Below are 14642 nucleotides of genomic sequence, written 5' to 3' on the forward strand. Positions count from 1 at the left end.
TCCTTACAATTCCTTGTCCGATTAATACACACATTCAAACTCTGCTTTGGAGTTTACACAAAATTCTTGACACACCCTTCCATTTAGGCAAGTTGATTTTAGGTGGATTCCATTTAGGCAAGTTGATTTTAGGTGGATTCCATTTAGGCAAGTTGATTTTAGGTGGATTCCATTTAGGCAAGTTGATTTTAGGCGGATTCCATTTAGGCAAGTTGATTTTAGGCGGATTCCATTTAGACAAGTTAATTTTAGGCAGTTTAATCTTGGGCAGAGTGACTGCAGGTAAACTAATTTTAGGTAGTTTAATCTTAGGCAGAGTGATTTTTGGGAAACCTTTGCTACTATTCTTATTTGTGGATGAAAAAGGATTGAAATAAGAACCATGACTCATTTCTAATCTTTTTCTTAGTTTTCCATCAAATATTTCTTTATCCAGCAGTTCTATATTTCCTTTTGCTAAGCTAAATTTACCAGTACCTTTTGAATACATTATGAGTCCAATTCCACCAACTGTCAGTAAACTGATTAGAATCTCATTGATAGCCTTTTGTTGAGCCTCTTCTTTATTATCAGAATAGAGCGACCAAAATAACTTTTTTCTCTTACTATCAAGATTGGGAGTACTATAATATTTTATAATACGCTGATCCATAGGAAGATTTTTAAATTTTGGATGACGAGCGAGAATCATAGAGTCTATGTCCGCATTTACATCATCTATATTCATAGTCGTATAGATGTCCCCGACAAAGGAATTCAATTGAAGTGTAGATTTATTGATATTATAGTTTATGAATTTATAATTAAGGAGTCCTAAAAAGGGCATGTTCGGAGGAAAAACTATGATAGGATAGGATCCAATGCTTCCAATAGATTTTATCGCAGAACGTATTGGACCATGATTATAAGTAGAAGCTAGTGTTGCCATGCTATGAGATAAATCTATTCTGGCATTCGGATCTGTATGGTTTTTACTAAGCACGGACATTCCATCTATAGCTACTTGTCCTTTTGGTGCGGATCCAAATTTTGTTAGAAGTTTTTGTAATTTATCAGTACTGTAGTCTCTATGTGCCAGAGCGGTTGAAATATCTTTGTTGACGGCATCGTTATATAATTTTTTGTTGTGCTTGAGATGTTTATTTTGTTCTCTTGCTTTCTGTCCAACTTCTTTGATAAAAGCAAAGAGTTTCTGTTGATCACCTGATTCTTTACTGATGTTCGTATTGATTCCAAAATGATCATTTGGATCAATGGCTTTTCCGTTATAATCTAATACTGGATTTTTAGGATCTTTAGGTTTGTCTGGTTTCTTAGATTTACCAGTATTCCCAGATGGGTTATTTTGGGTGAAGTGGGTGATGAGGGACTTGGGCTAGTCGGTCTTGCTGGTGTCCAGGAAGGGGTATAGGATGGATAATAGATTTGTGTTGATGGAGAGTAAATTGGAGTATATGAAATTTTCTGTCCTAGACTGTATTGTCTAGCAGGAGTTGGGTAGGTTCTGCTAGGAACTGTATTGGTCTTAGAAGGTCTTGTTTTTGCTACAGGATTAACTGGTTTTGGTATTATTTGATTGCTTGGTTTGGTAGGTATTGTAGGCCTTGTTGGTCTATTGATTGTAATAGATGTTGTCGGATTTTTGTAAAGGATCTGACGTAAGAAGATGACGGGTGCTTTAGGAGGTGTCGGTTTCACTGCTTTGACAGTTAGTGGTGGAAGGGGAGGTGTTTCCTTTAATTGAGGTTTTTTAGGAGCTGTTGGTTTGTTAGAGACGGAGTAAGTAGGTTCTGTTGGTTTAACAGGTTTACTTGGAGTCTCTAGGTTTTTGCTGAGGATACTTGGTTTGTCTGGGGCTACAGGTGGGTTTCCTGGTTTTTCTGTGTTGATGAGACCGCTAGCCTTGATGTCAGCATTGACGGTAAACCATTGGCGGGAGCGATCTCTGAGAGCGCTGGGCTTGCTGGCTTTTTGAATATCCTGAGGATTGTAGCGAATACCAAAAGTGAAAGAAATCTCTCCCCCTGTCACAAGGGCAACTCCTGCTCCATAATATTCATTTTCATGGCCGTCTTGATCCCATTCAGAATGGTCGAATTTTGATCCGTCTGCTTTCGAGTTATTACTTCCTCTGGCAGCTACATAGCTGTTTTCTCCACTGACGGAAGAGCCTGTAATAGGGATAAAGGTCAGATTGGATTCCAGTTGGACAAATTCTTGTTCCCCGAATTCAAAACTATTATTTCGAGAGGCAAAGGACAAGAGGGCTGTCTTATCCTTGTCAAAGATGACAGGTGAGCCATCTTCGAAATAGTAGGTCATGGTTTGACGGATGGCAAAGTCTACTTGACCTTTATTATTTCCGTGGGTTCCCACATAAATCGTTTTGGTTGGATCGGTATAGATAAAGGCAGTAGCCTTTCCATCTTCCGCAAAAGTAGAGAGCAATTCGTAGGTATAATCGAGGCGGGTGATTTTTTTGCCATTATACGATGTATTGGCGAGGTTGCTATAGAGCACCCGAATTGGTTTATTCTTTTCGAGAATGACCCCATAGCCATCACCGCTACCTGCAGGTGTACCTGAACCTACTCCTTTAAAAAGAGTGGCTTCAGTGGTTAGTGGAAGTTTGGCTATTGTTCCAGAGATTCCGTCAAGACTTGGGCCAAAATCGTGAGGGGATCCGATAAAGGCATCAACCCCTTCAAAGCGAACAGTCGCATTGGGTTCAGATTTTGCAATGAGGTATTGGGCGTAGGCTTGACTGAGGAATCCTTCTTTTTGACTATCTTCTTGAGCTTTGACAAGAGCTGCTTGATAGGCTTTTTCAGCTTCTTGATAGAGGCTGAGTTCTTTTTCATATTGAGCTTGTTTTTCCTGAAAGCTCTTTTGAGCTTGTTCTTGCTCAGCTTTCTCCTTTTGGTAAAGTTGCTCTTTGTTTTGGTAATCAGTTAGGTTTTTTCAAATTGCTCTAGCTCTTTTTGGTAGTTGGCTTTTGATTGGCTGTTTGCCTGTTCTTGTTTTTGGTAAGTGTCAAGCTCTTGCTGGTATTGAGCTTGTTCTTTTTCGTAAGCAGCTAATTCTTGTTGGTATTGATTCTGAGCTGCTTCTTGTTCTTTTTGACGATTTTCTTCAGCCTGTTGATACTTTTCAATTTCTTTTAGGGCAGCTTCATAGTTGGTCAAATCAGAAGCATACTTTTCTTTTTCAAGTACATACTGATTTGTGGCGGCTTGTAATTCTTGAGTTTGTTGGATGTAAGCTTGATCAACAGCTTTGATTGTGGATAGGGTTTGAGTTTGGTCTTGAACGATAAGGATTCCCTGATTCTGAGCTTCTTTCAAGGCTGCCGCATGATCGATGAGGGGAATGTTAGAATCCTGTTGAAATTCTTGTGCCTGAACTTCCTGAGTATAAATAGACTTCCTGCAAAACAGTGACAGAACCTGAGATTTATCGGAGTCATCACTTGAAAAAGACTGAGTTACAAAATGTTTCAGTGTGGTTATGCGATCTAATACATTAGTTCCGCAGGAAGTCTAATGAGAGCTGGAGCTAGTAAGAGGCTACTAACAAGTAGGGTCTTTTTCATGTATTCTCCTTAAATTTTTCTTTTTCTAATTTATTATAAGCTTGTTCTCAGAATAGACAAACAGTTTGGTTATTCATTGACTAATTCTGGATAGTGGTTGGCAAAGTCGACTTTTAGTTGGACAAAGGTTTGAAGGTCCTTGAGGAGCTGGAGGAGGAGGGCTCGGGTTTCAAATTCTTCCCGACTTTGGGGTAAGGGGCGTTCCCGAAACTGTTCGAGGTAGGTTTGGATTTCAGCCATGATAGCCTGGGCAGGATTGAACTGGCTGAGTTGGTCGGCCACATGTTGAAAAAGTTCCGCTAGAATATGGCTTTCTTCGATGGATAAGTGGCAGTTGTTGATGGTGTGTGCCATGTTTTTGAGGATGTAGTTTTGGGCCTGCCGCATTTCGAAGTAGTCAACATGGTAGCTGTCCTTGTGGATCAGATGGTTGGAGTAATCCAGATAGGCTACCTCGAGGGCCTGCCGCAGTTCCTGGTCTAGGAGGGCTACTGTGCGCGCATTGTTGCGACCATCTCCCTGCTGGAGGAAAAAGACAAAGCGGTTGAGGATTTCCTTTAACAGGGTCTCAACTTGGGTATGGTAGGTCTCTAATTCTTTTTGTCGGTCGGGCATATAGAGAATGACCAAGAGGGCATTGAGGGTTCCGATTAGAAAAATTAACAGCTCATTGGCGATGAGAGTCGGAGCGATGCTTTGTTCCAAAAGTAGATGGGTGACCAAGACGGTACTAGGGGTAATCCCAATTTCTAAATGAAAGTGATAGGCTAGAGGTGTATAGAGCAGCAAGAAGGGAGCCAGCGACCAAAGGTGAAAACCGAACAGCCAGAAAATCAGACTGCCCAGTGCCAGGGCTAAGAGGGCCGATAGCAGGCGCTGGTAGGCTAATTTCAAGGTTGTCCGTCTGGTATCAGAGACACTTAAAATAGCAATAATCCCAGCTGTGATGGCATAGTCAGCCCCTAAAAAACCTGCTAGAAAAGCTGCCGAACAGGTGGCGAGGGTTAATTTTAAGCTGTGTTGGAACAGGGACATGGGGACCTTTCTATTTCTATTTTAAAAGCAAATGCTCAAAAAAGAGAGGTTGGACGTTTGTCCCAACCTCTTAGGTAGCTGTCTTGTTGGAGTATTACGGTTTGTTGGCAGCTTTTATTTTGGCTTGGAGCTCCTCCACATGGGCCTGTGCTTGCTCCATCTGGGCTTGGATTTGCTCGGTGCGGGCCTGGGCTTCCTTGCCAAAGGCCTGAGCCTTATAGTTGAGGTCTTGAGCGAGAGGGGTGATTTTTTGCGCTTCTGTTTGCAGGGTCTGGAGCTGGTCTTTCAGTTGAGCCTGTAGCTGATTGAAGCGTTTGCTTTCGCTAGCTGCCTCTTTGGCATTGCGAATGATTGCCTTGCGGTTTGACACTAACTCATAGGAAGACTTAGCAGCACTCAAAAAGAGGATGGTTGAGATGAGACCCATTTAGACTTCCTCCGTGGTTTCTCTGATTTTTTGCGCCAATTGGGCCAAGTGTTCAAAGTCTGGTTCCTGGGTTTGGAAACGGATGTCTAAGCCATCTTCTTGGCCAAAGCGAGGGAGCAGGTGGATGTGGGTGTGGAAGACGGTTTGGCCGGCAACCTCTTCACTATTGTTGATCACATTGATTCCCTCAGCACCAAGTGCCTGTTTGAGACGACGGGCCAAACCGGGTACCTGTCCAAATAGGGCTTGGGCTACTTGAGGATCTAGGTCAAAGATATTTCGGTAGTGTTCCTTGGGAATGACCAGGGTGTGTCCAGGTGTTGCCTGGGAAATATCGAGGAAGGCTAGAATCTGCTCATCTTCATAGACTTTACTAGCTGGGATTTCTCCCGCAACAATTTTACAAAAAAGACAATCCATATTTTTCTCCTTTCATTCCGTCCATTTGATATAATGGATTTGATTGGAACGTGGCTATTGAAGAGGCTGAGACCAAAGTCTAGCCTCGCTTACTTTAGTTAGCAAAATGACCTTGACGCAGTAGTTGCTCTGCGAAGAACAGGACAGGTTCTTCTAGTTAATGATAGCGAACAGTCCATATTCGTCTTCTCTTAGTATAGCAAAAATGGAGGATTTATGTTAGAAGTGAGTCAGGTTACAGGTGGCTATTTTAATCTACCTGTGCTGAAAGAAATCAGTTTTTCCGTCCAACATCATGAAATTGTGGGCTTGATTGGCCTGAATGGGGCAGGGAAATCGACTACCATTAAGGAGATTATTGGTTTTCTCCAGCCTTATGCGGGGATAATTCGCCTGGATGGTCAGGAACTACAGACCGATCCGGTCGCTTATCGGAAGAAGATCGGTTACATTCCCGAAACACCCATGCTCTATGAGGAGCTGACCTTGCGGGAACATTTTGAAATTGTCGCCATGGCCTATGAGAAGGATCTGGATCAGAGCCTGGAGCGCCTGGCTCCTTACCTCAAGCGTTTCCGCCTGGACCAGAAGTTGGATTGGCTTCCGGCAGAATTTTCTAAAGGGATGAAGCAGAAGGTTATGATTCTCTGCGCCATCCTAGTTGATCCTGATTTGTATATTGTTGACGAGCCTTTTTTGGGCTTGGATCCTTTGGCGATTGAGGATTTACTCCAGTTTCTTTTGGAGGAACGGAAAAAAAGGAAGGGCATTTTAATGTCTACCCATGTTTTGGATACAGCCGAAAGGGTATGTGATCGCTACATCTTACTCCATCAAGGGCAGGTTCTAGCAGAGGGCAGTTTGGCAGCAATCCAGGAACAATTCCAAATGCCGGACCAAAGTCTGCATGACATCTACCTGCGTGTCACTCAGGAGGATTAGCATGCGTGATGTATTTCAGCGAAGGCAAGCAGCTTTCCGGAGGGAATTGGTGAGCTACCTGCGTTATGTTCTCAATGACCATTTTGTCCTCTTTTTGTTTATCTTGCTGGGTTTAATTCTGACCCAGTATCGGGCCTTGTTACTGGATCCGGCCGCCTATCGGCTGTTCTTGCTGGGGCTGTTGCCGGTGGTATCGGCTGTGTGTTTTGTGCCCGGCCGGATGGCTACCTACTTGCGTAGGGGGGATGAGTTTTTCCTTTTGGTTCAGGAGGCTCAGGTCAAGGTGTTTTTGCGGGGCGTTTTTCGGAAGACAGCTGTTTTGCAGTTGGTTCGTGCTCTGCTGGCCTTTGGACTGTTGCTGCCTCTTTGGTGGGTGACTTTTGCGGGCTGGCTTCCCATACTGATTTATCTGCTTGGGCTAGCGAGCCTTCAGTTTGCCGCTTTTTCCTACCGCTACCGTAGTTTGCGGCAGGATGCGGGCTTGGATTGGACGTTTTGGATTAGCCAGGAGCAGGAGCGGACGCAAGGCATTCTACGCTTTTTCTCCCTCTTTACGCAAGTCAAGGGGATTGAGGAGCGAGTGCGGATGCGGTCTGCCTGGAATCCAGTGTTGCCACTTTTGGAGCGGGGGAATTCCAATCCTTGGTATAGTTTGTTTTTGCGTTCTTTTTTACGAAAAGGACCTTATTATGGCCTGTGGTTGCGCCTGCAATTGTTGGCGCTGCTAGCTCTGGGTTTGGTTCCGCAAGTCTGGCTGGCTACGGGCTTGGCCTTTGTGGCTTACTATCTCTTGTATTTCCAATTACTGGCACTGTTGCGTAGTCAAGATGGTCAAGTGATGACAGGGCTTTTCCCGAAAGGGAGTCAAGCCAAAAGTAGTGGATTGCGAAGGCTGCTTAATCAATTGGGGCTGGTCAGTCTCGGTGTGGCTCTCCTGGTCCTCTTGGGACGAGGAGCCTTTTTGGAAGCAGGGAGCATGCTTCTCTTCATGCTCTTGCTGATCAAGCTTTATATTCCTTATAAATTAAAGAGATTGGTTGACGAAGCTGTCTAAAATTAGTAGAATGAAGAAGATTTTTTCAAGGAGGTCATGAATGGAAGGGACTGATCAAGAGCTAGCCTTGAGCCCCTTGGCGGGTAAAAGTGGTAATGCCTATAAGGGCACGTATCCAGATGGACGTGAGATTTTTGTAAAAATGAATACCAGCCCGATTCTGGCTGGACTGGCTAAGGAACAGATTGCGCCGCAGCTGTTGTGGAGTCGCCGGATGCCCGATGGTCAAGTGATGACGGGTCAACAGTGGCTAAACGGGAAAATTCTGACTCCTGGAGAAATGGGGAAAAAGCAGATTATTAACATCTTGACCCGTCTGCACCGCTCCCGGCATTTGATGGTCCAATTGACCAGTTTGGGGCAACAGTTGGAAACACCGATTGACTTGCTTTATTCTTGGCGGGAGTCCGTTCATGCCAATTTGCGGCGGAACCAGTTTTTGCAAGAGGTCTTTGATGACTTGCGGCAATCGGCGCCTGGTTTTCGGGAAGACCATGCGACCATTGTGCACGGTGATGTTCGCCACAGTAATTGGATTGAAACAGAGAGTGGTTTGATTTACCTAGTGGACTGGGATTCTGTCCGCCTAACGGATCGGATGTTTGATGTGGCGCATATCTTGAGCCACTACATTCCTGAATCCCGCTGGCAGGAATGGTTGGTCTACTATGGCTACCGCTACAATCAGAAGGTATTGAACAAATTGTACTGGTATGCCCAGTATTCTTATTTAAACCAAATTGGTAAATACTATGCCAATGAGGACATGGATAATGTGAACCGGGAAATCTATGCGCTTAGAAATTTCCGGACACGCTTTGGAAGGGGATTATGAGAGTTCGCAATCGAAAAGGGGCAACCGAGTTATTAGAAGCACATCCAGAATATGTGGTGCTGGATCCAGAAAGTGCCAAGGGACACTGGCAGGAGATTTTTGGCAACAAGAATCCGATTTATATTGAAGTCGGATCTGGAAAAGGCCAATTCATTTCCGGCATGGCGAAAAACCATCCGGATATCAACTTTATCGGGATTGACATCCAAAAATCGGTTTTGAGTTATGCCTTGGACAAGGTCTTGGCAACTGATGTCCCCAATATCCGGTTGCTCTGGGTTGATGGGGACGCCCTAACCAACTATTTTGAAGCCGGGGAAATCGACCGTCTCTACCTGAACTTTTCGGATCCCTGGCCTAAGAAGCGCCACGAAAAACGGCGCTTGACCTATAAGTCGTTTTTGGAAACCTACCAGGCGATTTTACCTAGTCAGGGAGAGATCCATTTCAAAACCGACAATCGCGGCTTGTTTGAATATTCCCTGGTCTCCCTGTCCCAATACGGCATGATCTTGGATGGGGTCTGGTTAGACCTACACGCTAGTGAGATTGAGGGCAACGTGCGGACAGAGTATGAGGAGAAATTCTCCAGCAAGGGCCAAGTAATTTACCGTTTAGAAGCACATTTTCCAGAATAAGTGGGTCTGAAGCTTGTTTTTAGGGAATTCTATGGTATAATTAGAAAAGAATGAAGAAAAAGGAGGGGCGAAGAGAAATCTTCGCCTCTTGTTTATAGTAAAAAAGGAGGTGCTCTTATCGCAACAATTATTGAGCAGGTGTCTCAGGTCCTGGAAGGTCAGATTCCTGAACCCTATGAGTTGGTAGATCTGGAGTATGCCAAACTAGGTGGCGATATGGTCTTGAGTGTATTTGTGGATAAGCCCGGTGGGATTACCGTTGAGGATACAGCTGATTTGACAGACTTGATTAGTCCACTCTTGGATACCATTCAGCCAGATCCCTTCCCGGAAAATTATTTTTTGGAAGTATCCAGTCCTGGTCTAGAGCGACCCTTGAAAACATCCGAGGCCATGCAGGCTGCGGTTGGTTCCTACATCCATGTCAGTCTTTATCAAGCGATTGATAAGAAAAAGCAGATTGAAGGTGACTTGTTAGCCTTTGATGGGGAAACCTTGCAGCTAGAGTATATGGATAAAACCAGGACCAAACAAGTGGAAATTCCTTACAAGCTAGTGTCTAAGGCTCGCTTGGCTGTGAAATTTTAGAGCGTCCGTTCGTTTCTCTTTTCCAGCTTTGTTAAAGTAAGCGAAACAACTATGAAACAGAAAGGAGCTTTTGGGTAACCAAAAGCAAGTAAAGCATGAGTAAAGAAATGGCGGAAGCTTTCCGCATCCTTGAAGAAGATAAGGGCATCAAAAAAGACGACATCGTTGATGCAGTCATTGAGTCCCTACGTGCAGCCTACCGCCGTCGTTACGGCCAAGCTGACAGTGCCCTCATTGAGTTTGATGAGAAAAAAGCAGATTTCCACGTTTACACAGTGCGTGAGGTCGTGGATGAAGTATTTGATAGCCGCTTAGAGATCAGCTTGAAAGATGCCTTGGCGATCAATGCAGCCTATGAGTTGGGTGATAAAATCAAGTTTGAAGAGTCTCCGACCGAATTTGGCCGTGTCGCTGCCCAGTCTGCCAAGCAGACGATCATGGAAAAAATGCGCAAGCAGACGCGTTTAATCACCTATAACACTTACAAAGAGCATGAAAATGAGTTGATGAGTGGTACGGTAGAGCGTTTTGATGCCCGCTTTATCTATATCAACTTGGGAAGCATCGAAGCCCAGATGTCGCGCAAGGATCAGATTCCAGGTGAGGTTTTTGCGTCCCACGACCGGATTGAGGTCTACGTTGAAAAGGTTGAAGATGATCCCCGGGGTGTTAATGTTTTTGTTAGCCGAAGCCACCCACAGATGATCAAACGTTTGATGGAGCAGGAAATCCCTGAAGTTTACGATGGTACTGTCGAAATCATGGCGGTCTCCCGGGAAGCGGGCGACCGGACCAAGGTGGCGGTGCGCAGCCACAATCCAGATGTGGATGCGATTGGTACCATTGTCGGCCGCGGTGGAAGTAACATCAAGAAGATTACTAGTAAGTTCCATCCAGCTCGTTACGATGCTAAACTTGAGAAGTGGATTCCAACCGAGGAAAACATCGATGTTATCGAGTGGGTCAGCGATCCAGCAGAGTTTATCTACAATGCCATTGCGCCTGCCGAAGTGGATCAGGTTAACTTCGATGAAAAAGATAGCAAACGGGCCTTGGTTGTGGTTCCAGATGATAAATTGTCCTTAGCCATTGGCCGTCGGGGTCAAAATGTTCGCCTGGCAGCCCACCTAACCGGTTTCCGGATTGATATCAAATCAGCTTCTGAGTTCGAGGCAATGGAAGCTGCGCAAGCGCTAGCAGCGGAAGTGGCGCTTGAGGAGGAAGTTGTCCCATCAGCAGTTGAGGAAGTGCTGCCAGAAGTAGAGGAGCTACTGGATGAGGCAGCCCCAGTCGAAAATCTCGAGGAAGAACAGGAATAAGCATGACCAAAACAAGAAAAATTCCTTTACGGAAGTCCCTTGTTTCTGGTGAAGTGATTGACAAACGCGACTTGTTACGGATTGTCCGGACTAAAGACGGTCAGGTTAGCATTGACCCAACCGGTAAGGCCAACGGTCGAGGGGCTTATATCAAGTTAGATTGTGAAGAAGCAGCCTTGGCCAAACAACGGAAGGTCTTTGATCGCAGTTTTCGTCAGGAAATTCCCGAAGAATTTTACGATGAATTGATCGCTTTTGTGGATCGCAAATTGAAACGAAGAGAGTTAGGACTTGAATAAGGAAGAACAGTTGTTAAACCTTTTGGGTCTGGCCCAGCGAGCAGGGAAACTTGTTTCTGGTGAAGATTTGGTTATAAAAAGCATTCAAAGCAACCAAGCACAATTGGTGTTTTTGGCGCAAGATGCAGGGCCTAATCTCAAGAAGACCATTGAAGATAAAAGTCGCTACTACCAGAAGATGGTAGTCGATCAATTTACAACCCATGACTTGAGTCTGGCCATCGGACGCCAACGCAAGGTGCTATCTGTGGTCGACTCTGGATTTGCTAAAAAAATGAGGTCGATTATGAGCTAGAAATGGAGGCATGGAAATGTCTAAAAAACGTTTGTACGAAATTGCCAAAGAAATCGGCAAGGAAAGTAAGGAAATTGTAAAGCGGGCCAAAGATCTAGGGATTGAGGTCAAAAGCCATGCTTCCTCGGTCGAGGAAGATGTGGCCAAGCGGATTAAGGCCAGCTTCAAGCCGGCTAAACCCGCAGCGCCTAAGCCAGCCGAAAAGCCAGCCCCAGCCTCTGAGCCAGCAGCCAAGCCAAGTGCTGCAACCCAAGGCAGCCGGCCGCAAAATCGTAATTTTAAGGCAGAACGGGAGGCAAAGGCTAAGGCTGAGGCCGAGCGTCGCAAACAAGGTCGTGGCAAGCAGGACCGTAAACAAGGTCAGGGAGGCCGTGGGCAAAAACAAAACCATCGTGACCAACAAGGTCAAGGGCAGGGCCGGGATCAAAAGCGCAACCGTGGCAACCGCGACCAAAATCGTCACAAGGATCGCCGTCAAGATCGGAATAGCCAACAGGCTGGTCCCCGTCTGGATTTTAAAGCGCGTGCTGCAGCCCTGAAAGCGGAACAAAATGCGGAATACGCCCGCAATAGTGAAAGCCGCTTCAAGGAAGCCCAGGCTCAGCGCCAAGCCCAGGAAGAGCAAGCTAAACGCCGCAAAGAAGCGAAACAGGAGACTCCAGTGCAGCCAAGTCCGGCTTCAAAACCGGAACCCGCTGCTTTTACAGCCCCTGTAGCTGCTGCTCCGGCACCAGATAACCGTCGTAAAAAACAAGCGAGACCGGATAAACGTCGTGACAATGAACACGAAGATGGTCCACGCAAGCAAGCAAATAGAAATCGAAATAATCAAAATCAAGTGAGAAATCAAAGAAATAGTAACTGGAAGCAAAAACAAAACAAAGGGAAGAACCAACGTGGTAAGAACCAGGCACCAAAACCGGTTACGGAACGTAAGTTCCACGAACTTCCTAAGGAATTTGAATATACGGCTGGGATGACCGTTGCAGAGATTGCCAAACGGATTAAACGCGAACCAGCAGAGATTGTTAAGAAGCTCTTTATGATGGGGATCATGGCGACTCAGAACCAATCCCTCGATGCGGACACGATTGAACTCCTCATGGTGGATTATGGCATTGATGCCAAGGAAAAAGTTCAAGTGGACAATGCCGACATCGAACGTTTCTTCGTGGATGAGGACTACCTCAATGAAGACGAGATGGTTGAGCGCCCACCAGTGGTAACCATTATGGGGCACGTTGACCACGGTAAAACCACCCTTTTGGATACCCTCCGGAATTCCCGTGTCGCAACAGGCGAAGCTGGGGGAATTACCCAGCACATTGGAGCCTACCAAATTGAAGAAAACGGCAAGAAAATTACCTTCTTGGATACCCCAGGACACGCGGCCTTCACCAGCATGCGGGCTCGGGGAGCATCGGTCACAGACATTACCATTTTGGTCGTTGCAGCAGATGACGGCGTGATGCCACAAACCATTGAGGCCATTAACCACTCCAAGGCTGCCGATGTTCCAATTATCGTAGCCATCAACAAGATTGATAAGCCAGGTGCCAACCCCGAGCGTGTAATCGGTGAATTGGCCGAGCATGGTGTTATGTCAACAGCCTGGGGCGGTGATTCCGAATTTGTCGAAATTTCCGCTAAATTCAACCAAAACATTGACGAATTGTTGGAAACAGTCCTCTTGGTTGCTGAAATCCAAGAACTAAAAGCAGACCCAACTGTTCGTGCTATCGGTACCGTTATTGAGGCCCAATTGGATAAAGGAAAAGGGGCTGTTGCAACGCTCTTGGTCCAACAAGGAACCCTAAACGTCCAGGATCCGATCGTTGTCGGAAATACTTTTGGACGGGTGCGTGCCATGACCAACGACCTCGGTCGTCGGGTTAAGGTGGCTAGCCCATCAACTCCAGTCTCCATTACCGGTTTGAATGAAACTCCAATGGCGGGTGACCATTTCGCGGTCTATGAAGATGAAAAAGCTGCCCGTGCAGCCGGGGAAGAACGTGCTAAACGTGCCCTTCACCAACAACGCCAAAACACAACCCGTGTTAGCCTTGAAAACCTCTTTGATACTCTTAAAGCGGGAGAAGTGAAGTCAGTTAATGTCATCATCAAGGCTGACGTGCAAGGTTCGGTTGAGGCCCTTGCAGCCTCCCTTCAAAAAATTGAAGTTGAGGGTGTGAAAGTAACCATCGTCCACTCAGCGGTAGGGGCGATTAATGAATCTGATATTACTCTGGCTGAAGCTTCTAATGCGATTATTATCGGCTTTAACGTTCGCCCTACCCCACAAGCCCGTCAACAAGCCGAGGCAGATGGCGTAGAAATTCGTCAGCACAGCATCATCTACAAGGTGATTGAAGAAGTAGAAGATGCCATGAAGGGACTCTTGGATCCTGAATTTGAGGAAAAAGTAATTGGTGAAGCCGTTATCCGTGAGACCTTCAAAGTATCTAAAGTCGGTACCATCGGTGGTTTCATGGTCTTGAGCGGAAAAATTACCCGCGACTCCAAGGTTCGAGTAATTCGCCAAGATGTGGTTATCTACGATGGCGGACTAGCAAGCTTGAAACACTACAAGGATGATGTCAAAGAAGTTACCAACGGCCGTGAAGGTGGTTTGATGGTTGAAAACTACAATGACATCAAGGTTGACGATGTGATTGAAGCCTACATCATGGAAGAAATTAAACACTAAGAGGGAGGTCCCTATGGCAAATTCGATTCGTACTGACCGGGTCGCTATGGAAATCAAACGCGAGGTCAACGAGATCCTGCAAAAGAAGGTCCGTGACCCCCGTGTCCAAGGCGTCACCATCACCGATGTCCAAATGACCGGTGATCTCTCCCTAGCCAAGGTTTACTACAGCATTATGAGTGACCTAGCCTCTGACAACCAAAAGGCCCAAATCGGCCTTGAGAAAGCGACCGGTACCATCAAACGGGAATTGGGTCGCCAACTCCATATCTACAAAATCCCTGATTTGATCTTTGTCAAAGACGAATCCATTGAATATGGTAATAAGATCGATCAGATGTTGCGGAATTTGAATAAGGACGATTTTTAGTCTTTAAGTCCTGATTGGTAAGAGATTTTCTTGTATGAGTAGTAGAGGCTGGGACAAAAACCCCTCTGACTAACGCAAAAAGCAACGGTTTTAAAGCCGTTGCTTTTTTGCCTTATGGAGA

The 14642-nt window shown here is 45.7% G+C and carries 16 protein-coding genes; 10 read left to right on the forward strand and 6 right to left on the reverse strand.

From position 1 onward, the window contains the following. Positions 1-34: 34 nt before the first annotated feature. The 6 genes from E5983_RS10260 to E5983_RS05720 all read right to left on the reverse strand — a co-directional run bounded on the left by E5983_RS10260 (position 35) and on the right by E5983_RS05720 (position 5474). Positions 35-727 carry a hypothetical protein gene (locus E5983_RS10260; RefSeq protein ID WP_237397586.1) on the reverse strand — a complete coding sequence of 231 codons (693 nt, stop codon included), beginning with the start codon at positions 725-727 and terminating at the stop codon, positions 35-37. A gap of 545 nt (positions 728-1272) precedes the next feature. Further along, positions 1273-2742 (reverse strand): GbpC/Spa domain-containing protein, encoded by a 1470-nt coding sequence (locus E5983_RS05700; protein ID WP_160332941.1) that lies wholly within the window; start codon positions 2740-2742, stop codon positions 1273-1275. Between the two features lie 209 nt (positions 2743-2951). Continuing rightward, a complete protein-coding gene (locus tag E5983_RS05705; RefSeq protein ID WP_160332928.1) occupies positions 2952-3344 on the reverse strand; it encodes a hypothetical protein in 393 nt (130 codons plus the stop codon). A 317-nt stretch (positions 3345-3661) separates the two neighbouring features. Then, on the reverse strand, positions 3662-4627 hold the full coding sequence (locus tag E5983_RS05710; protein WP_160332929.1) for an aromatic acid exporter family protein: 966 nt from the start codon (positions 4625-4627) through the stop codon (positions 3662-3664). 94 nt (positions 4628-4721) lie between these two features. Then, positions 4722-5054, reverse strand: coding sequence for a hypothetical protein (locus E5983_RS05715; RefSeq protein WP_160332930.1), 333 nt, complete (start codon positions 5052-5054; stop codon positions 4722-4724). Then, the gene (locus tag E5983_RS05720; RefSeq protein ID WP_160332931.1) at positions 5055-5474 is read right to left on the reverse strand and encodes an HIT family protein; all 420 of its coding nucleotides are present in this window, start codon (positions 5472-5474) and stop codon (positions 5055-5057) included. 216 nt (positions 5475-5690) lie between these two features. Between E5983_RS05720 and E5983_RS05725 the strand changes: the two genes are divergently transcribed. From E5983_RS05725 to rbfA, 10 genes are all read left to right on the forward strand, one after another. After that, a complete protein-coding gene (locus E5983_RS05725) occupies positions 5691-6416 on the forward strand; it encodes an ABC transporter ATP-binding protein (RefSeq protein WP_160332932.1) in 726 nt (241 codons plus the stop codon). 1 nt (position 6417) lies between these two features. Next, positions 6418-7470, forward strand: a complete 1053-nt coding sequence (locus E5983_RS05730) for an ABC transporter permease (RefSeq protein ID WP_160332933.1) — start codon at positions 6418-6420, stop codon at positions 7468-7470. A 40-nt stretch (positions 7471-7510) separates the two neighbouring features. Then, positions 7511-8305: a cell cycle regulator CcrZ gene (gene ccrZ, locus E5983_RS05735; RefSeq protein WP_160332934.1), complete on the forward strand. Its 795-nt coding sequence runs from the start codon at positions 7511-7513 to the stop codon at positions 8303-8305. After that, the gene (trmB, locus tag E5983_RS05740; protein WP_160332935.1) at positions 8302-8943 is read left to right on the forward strand and encodes a tRNA (guanosine(46)-N7)-methyltransferase TrmB; all 642 of its coding nucleotides are present in this window, start codon (positions 8302-8304) and stop codon (positions 8941-8943) included. The genes ccrZ and trmB overlap by 4 nt, the downstream gene beginning before the upstream one ends. 117 nt (positions 8944-9060) lie before the next feature. Then, positions 9061-9531 (forward strand): ribosome maturation factor RimP, encoded by a 471-nt coding sequence (rimP, locus tag E5983_RS05745; protein ID WP_160332942.1) that lies wholly within the window; start codon positions 9061-9063, stop codon positions 9529-9531. A 95-nt stretch (positions 9532-9626) separates the two neighbouring features. Then, on the forward strand, positions 9627-10850 hold the full coding sequence (gene nusA / locus E5983_RS05750; protein ID WP_160332936.1) for a transcription termination factor NusA: 1224 nt from the start codon (positions 9627-9629) through the stop codon (positions 10848-10850). Between the two features lie 2 nt (positions 10851-10852). Continuing rightward, entirely contained in the window at positions 10853-11149 is a 297-nt protein-coding gene (gene rnpM, locus E5983_RS05755; protein ID WP_160332937.1) for an RNase P modulator RnpM, read from the forward strand. Further along, a complete protein-coding gene (locus tag E5983_RS05760; RefSeq protein WP_160332938.1) occupies positions 11142-11444 on the forward strand; it encodes a YlxQ-related RNA-binding protein in 303 nt (100 codons plus the stop codon). The genes rnpM and E5983_RS05760 overlap by 8 nt, the downstream gene beginning before the upstream one ends. A 16-nt stretch (positions 11445-11460) precedes the next feature. After that, positions 11461-14151 (forward strand): translation initiation factor IF-2, encoded by a 2691-nt coding sequence (infB, locus tag E5983_RS05765; protein ID WP_160332939.1) that lies wholly within the window; start codon positions 11461-11463, stop codon positions 14149-14151. Between the two features lie 13 nt (positions 14152-14164). After that, the gene (gene rbfA, locus E5983_RS05770; protein WP_160332940.1) at positions 14165-14521 is read left to right on the forward strand and encodes a 30S ribosome-binding factor RbfA; all 357 of its coding nucleotides are present in this window, start codon (positions 14165-14167) and stop codon (positions 14519-14521) included. The last annotated feature ends 121 nt before the right edge of the window (positions 14522-14642 follow it).

This window comes from Streptococcus danieliae, assembly GCF_009767945.1.
In the GTDB taxonomy this organism is placed as follows: domain Bacteria; phylum Bacillota; class Bacilli; order Lactobacillales; family Streptococcaceae; genus Streptococcus; species Streptococcus danieliae.

Bases quoted from the DNA above. Each gene is read 5' to 3' on its own strand.
- rbfA (WP_160332940.1), top strand. From the start codon at position 14,165: ATGGCAAATTCGATTCGTACTGACCGGGTCGCTATGGAAATCAAACGC.
- ccrZ (WP_160332934.1), top strand. From the start codon at position 7,511: ATGGAAGGGACTGATCAAGAGCTAGCCTTGAGCCCCTTGGCGGGTAAA.
- trmB (WP_160332935.1), top strand. From the start codon at position 8,302: ATGAGAGTTCGCAATCGAAAAGGGGCAACCGAGTTATTAGAAGCACAT.
- E5983_RS05730 (WP_160332933.1), top strand. From the start codon at position 6,418: ATGCGTGATGTATTTCAGCGAAGGCAAGCAGCTTTCCGGAGGGAATTG.
- infB (WP_160332939.1), top strand. From the start codon at position 11,461: ATGTCTAAAAAACGTTTGTACGAAATTGCCAAAGAAATCGGCAAGGAA.
- E5983_RS05710 (WP_160332929.1), bottom strand. From the start codon at position 4,627: ATGTCCCTGTTCCAACACAGCTTAAAATTAACCCTCGCCACCTGTTCG.
- rnpM (WP_160332937.1), top strand. From the start codon at position 10,853: ATGACCAAAACAAGAAAAATTCCTTTACGGAAGTCCCTTGTTTCTGGT.
- E5983_RS10260 (WP_237397586.1), bottom strand. From the start codon at position 727: ATGAATATAGATGATGTAAATGCGGACATAGACTCTATGATTCTCGCT.
- nusA (WP_160332936.1), top strand. From the start codon at position 9,627: ATGAGTAAAGAAATGGCGGAAGCTTTCCGCATCCTTGAAGAAGATAAG.
- E5983_RS05725 (WP_160332932.1), top strand. From the start codon at position 5,691: ATGTTAGAAGTGAGTCAGGTTACAGGTGGCTATTTTAATCTACCTGTG.
- E5983_RS05720 (WP_160332931.1), bottom strand. From the start codon at position 5,474: ATGGATTGTCTTTTTTGTAAAATTGTTGCGGGAGAAATCCCAGCTAGT.
- E5983_RS05715 (WP_160332930.1), bottom strand. From the start codon at position 5,054: ATGGGTCTCATCTCAACCATCCTCTTTTTGAGTGCTGCTAAGTCTTCC.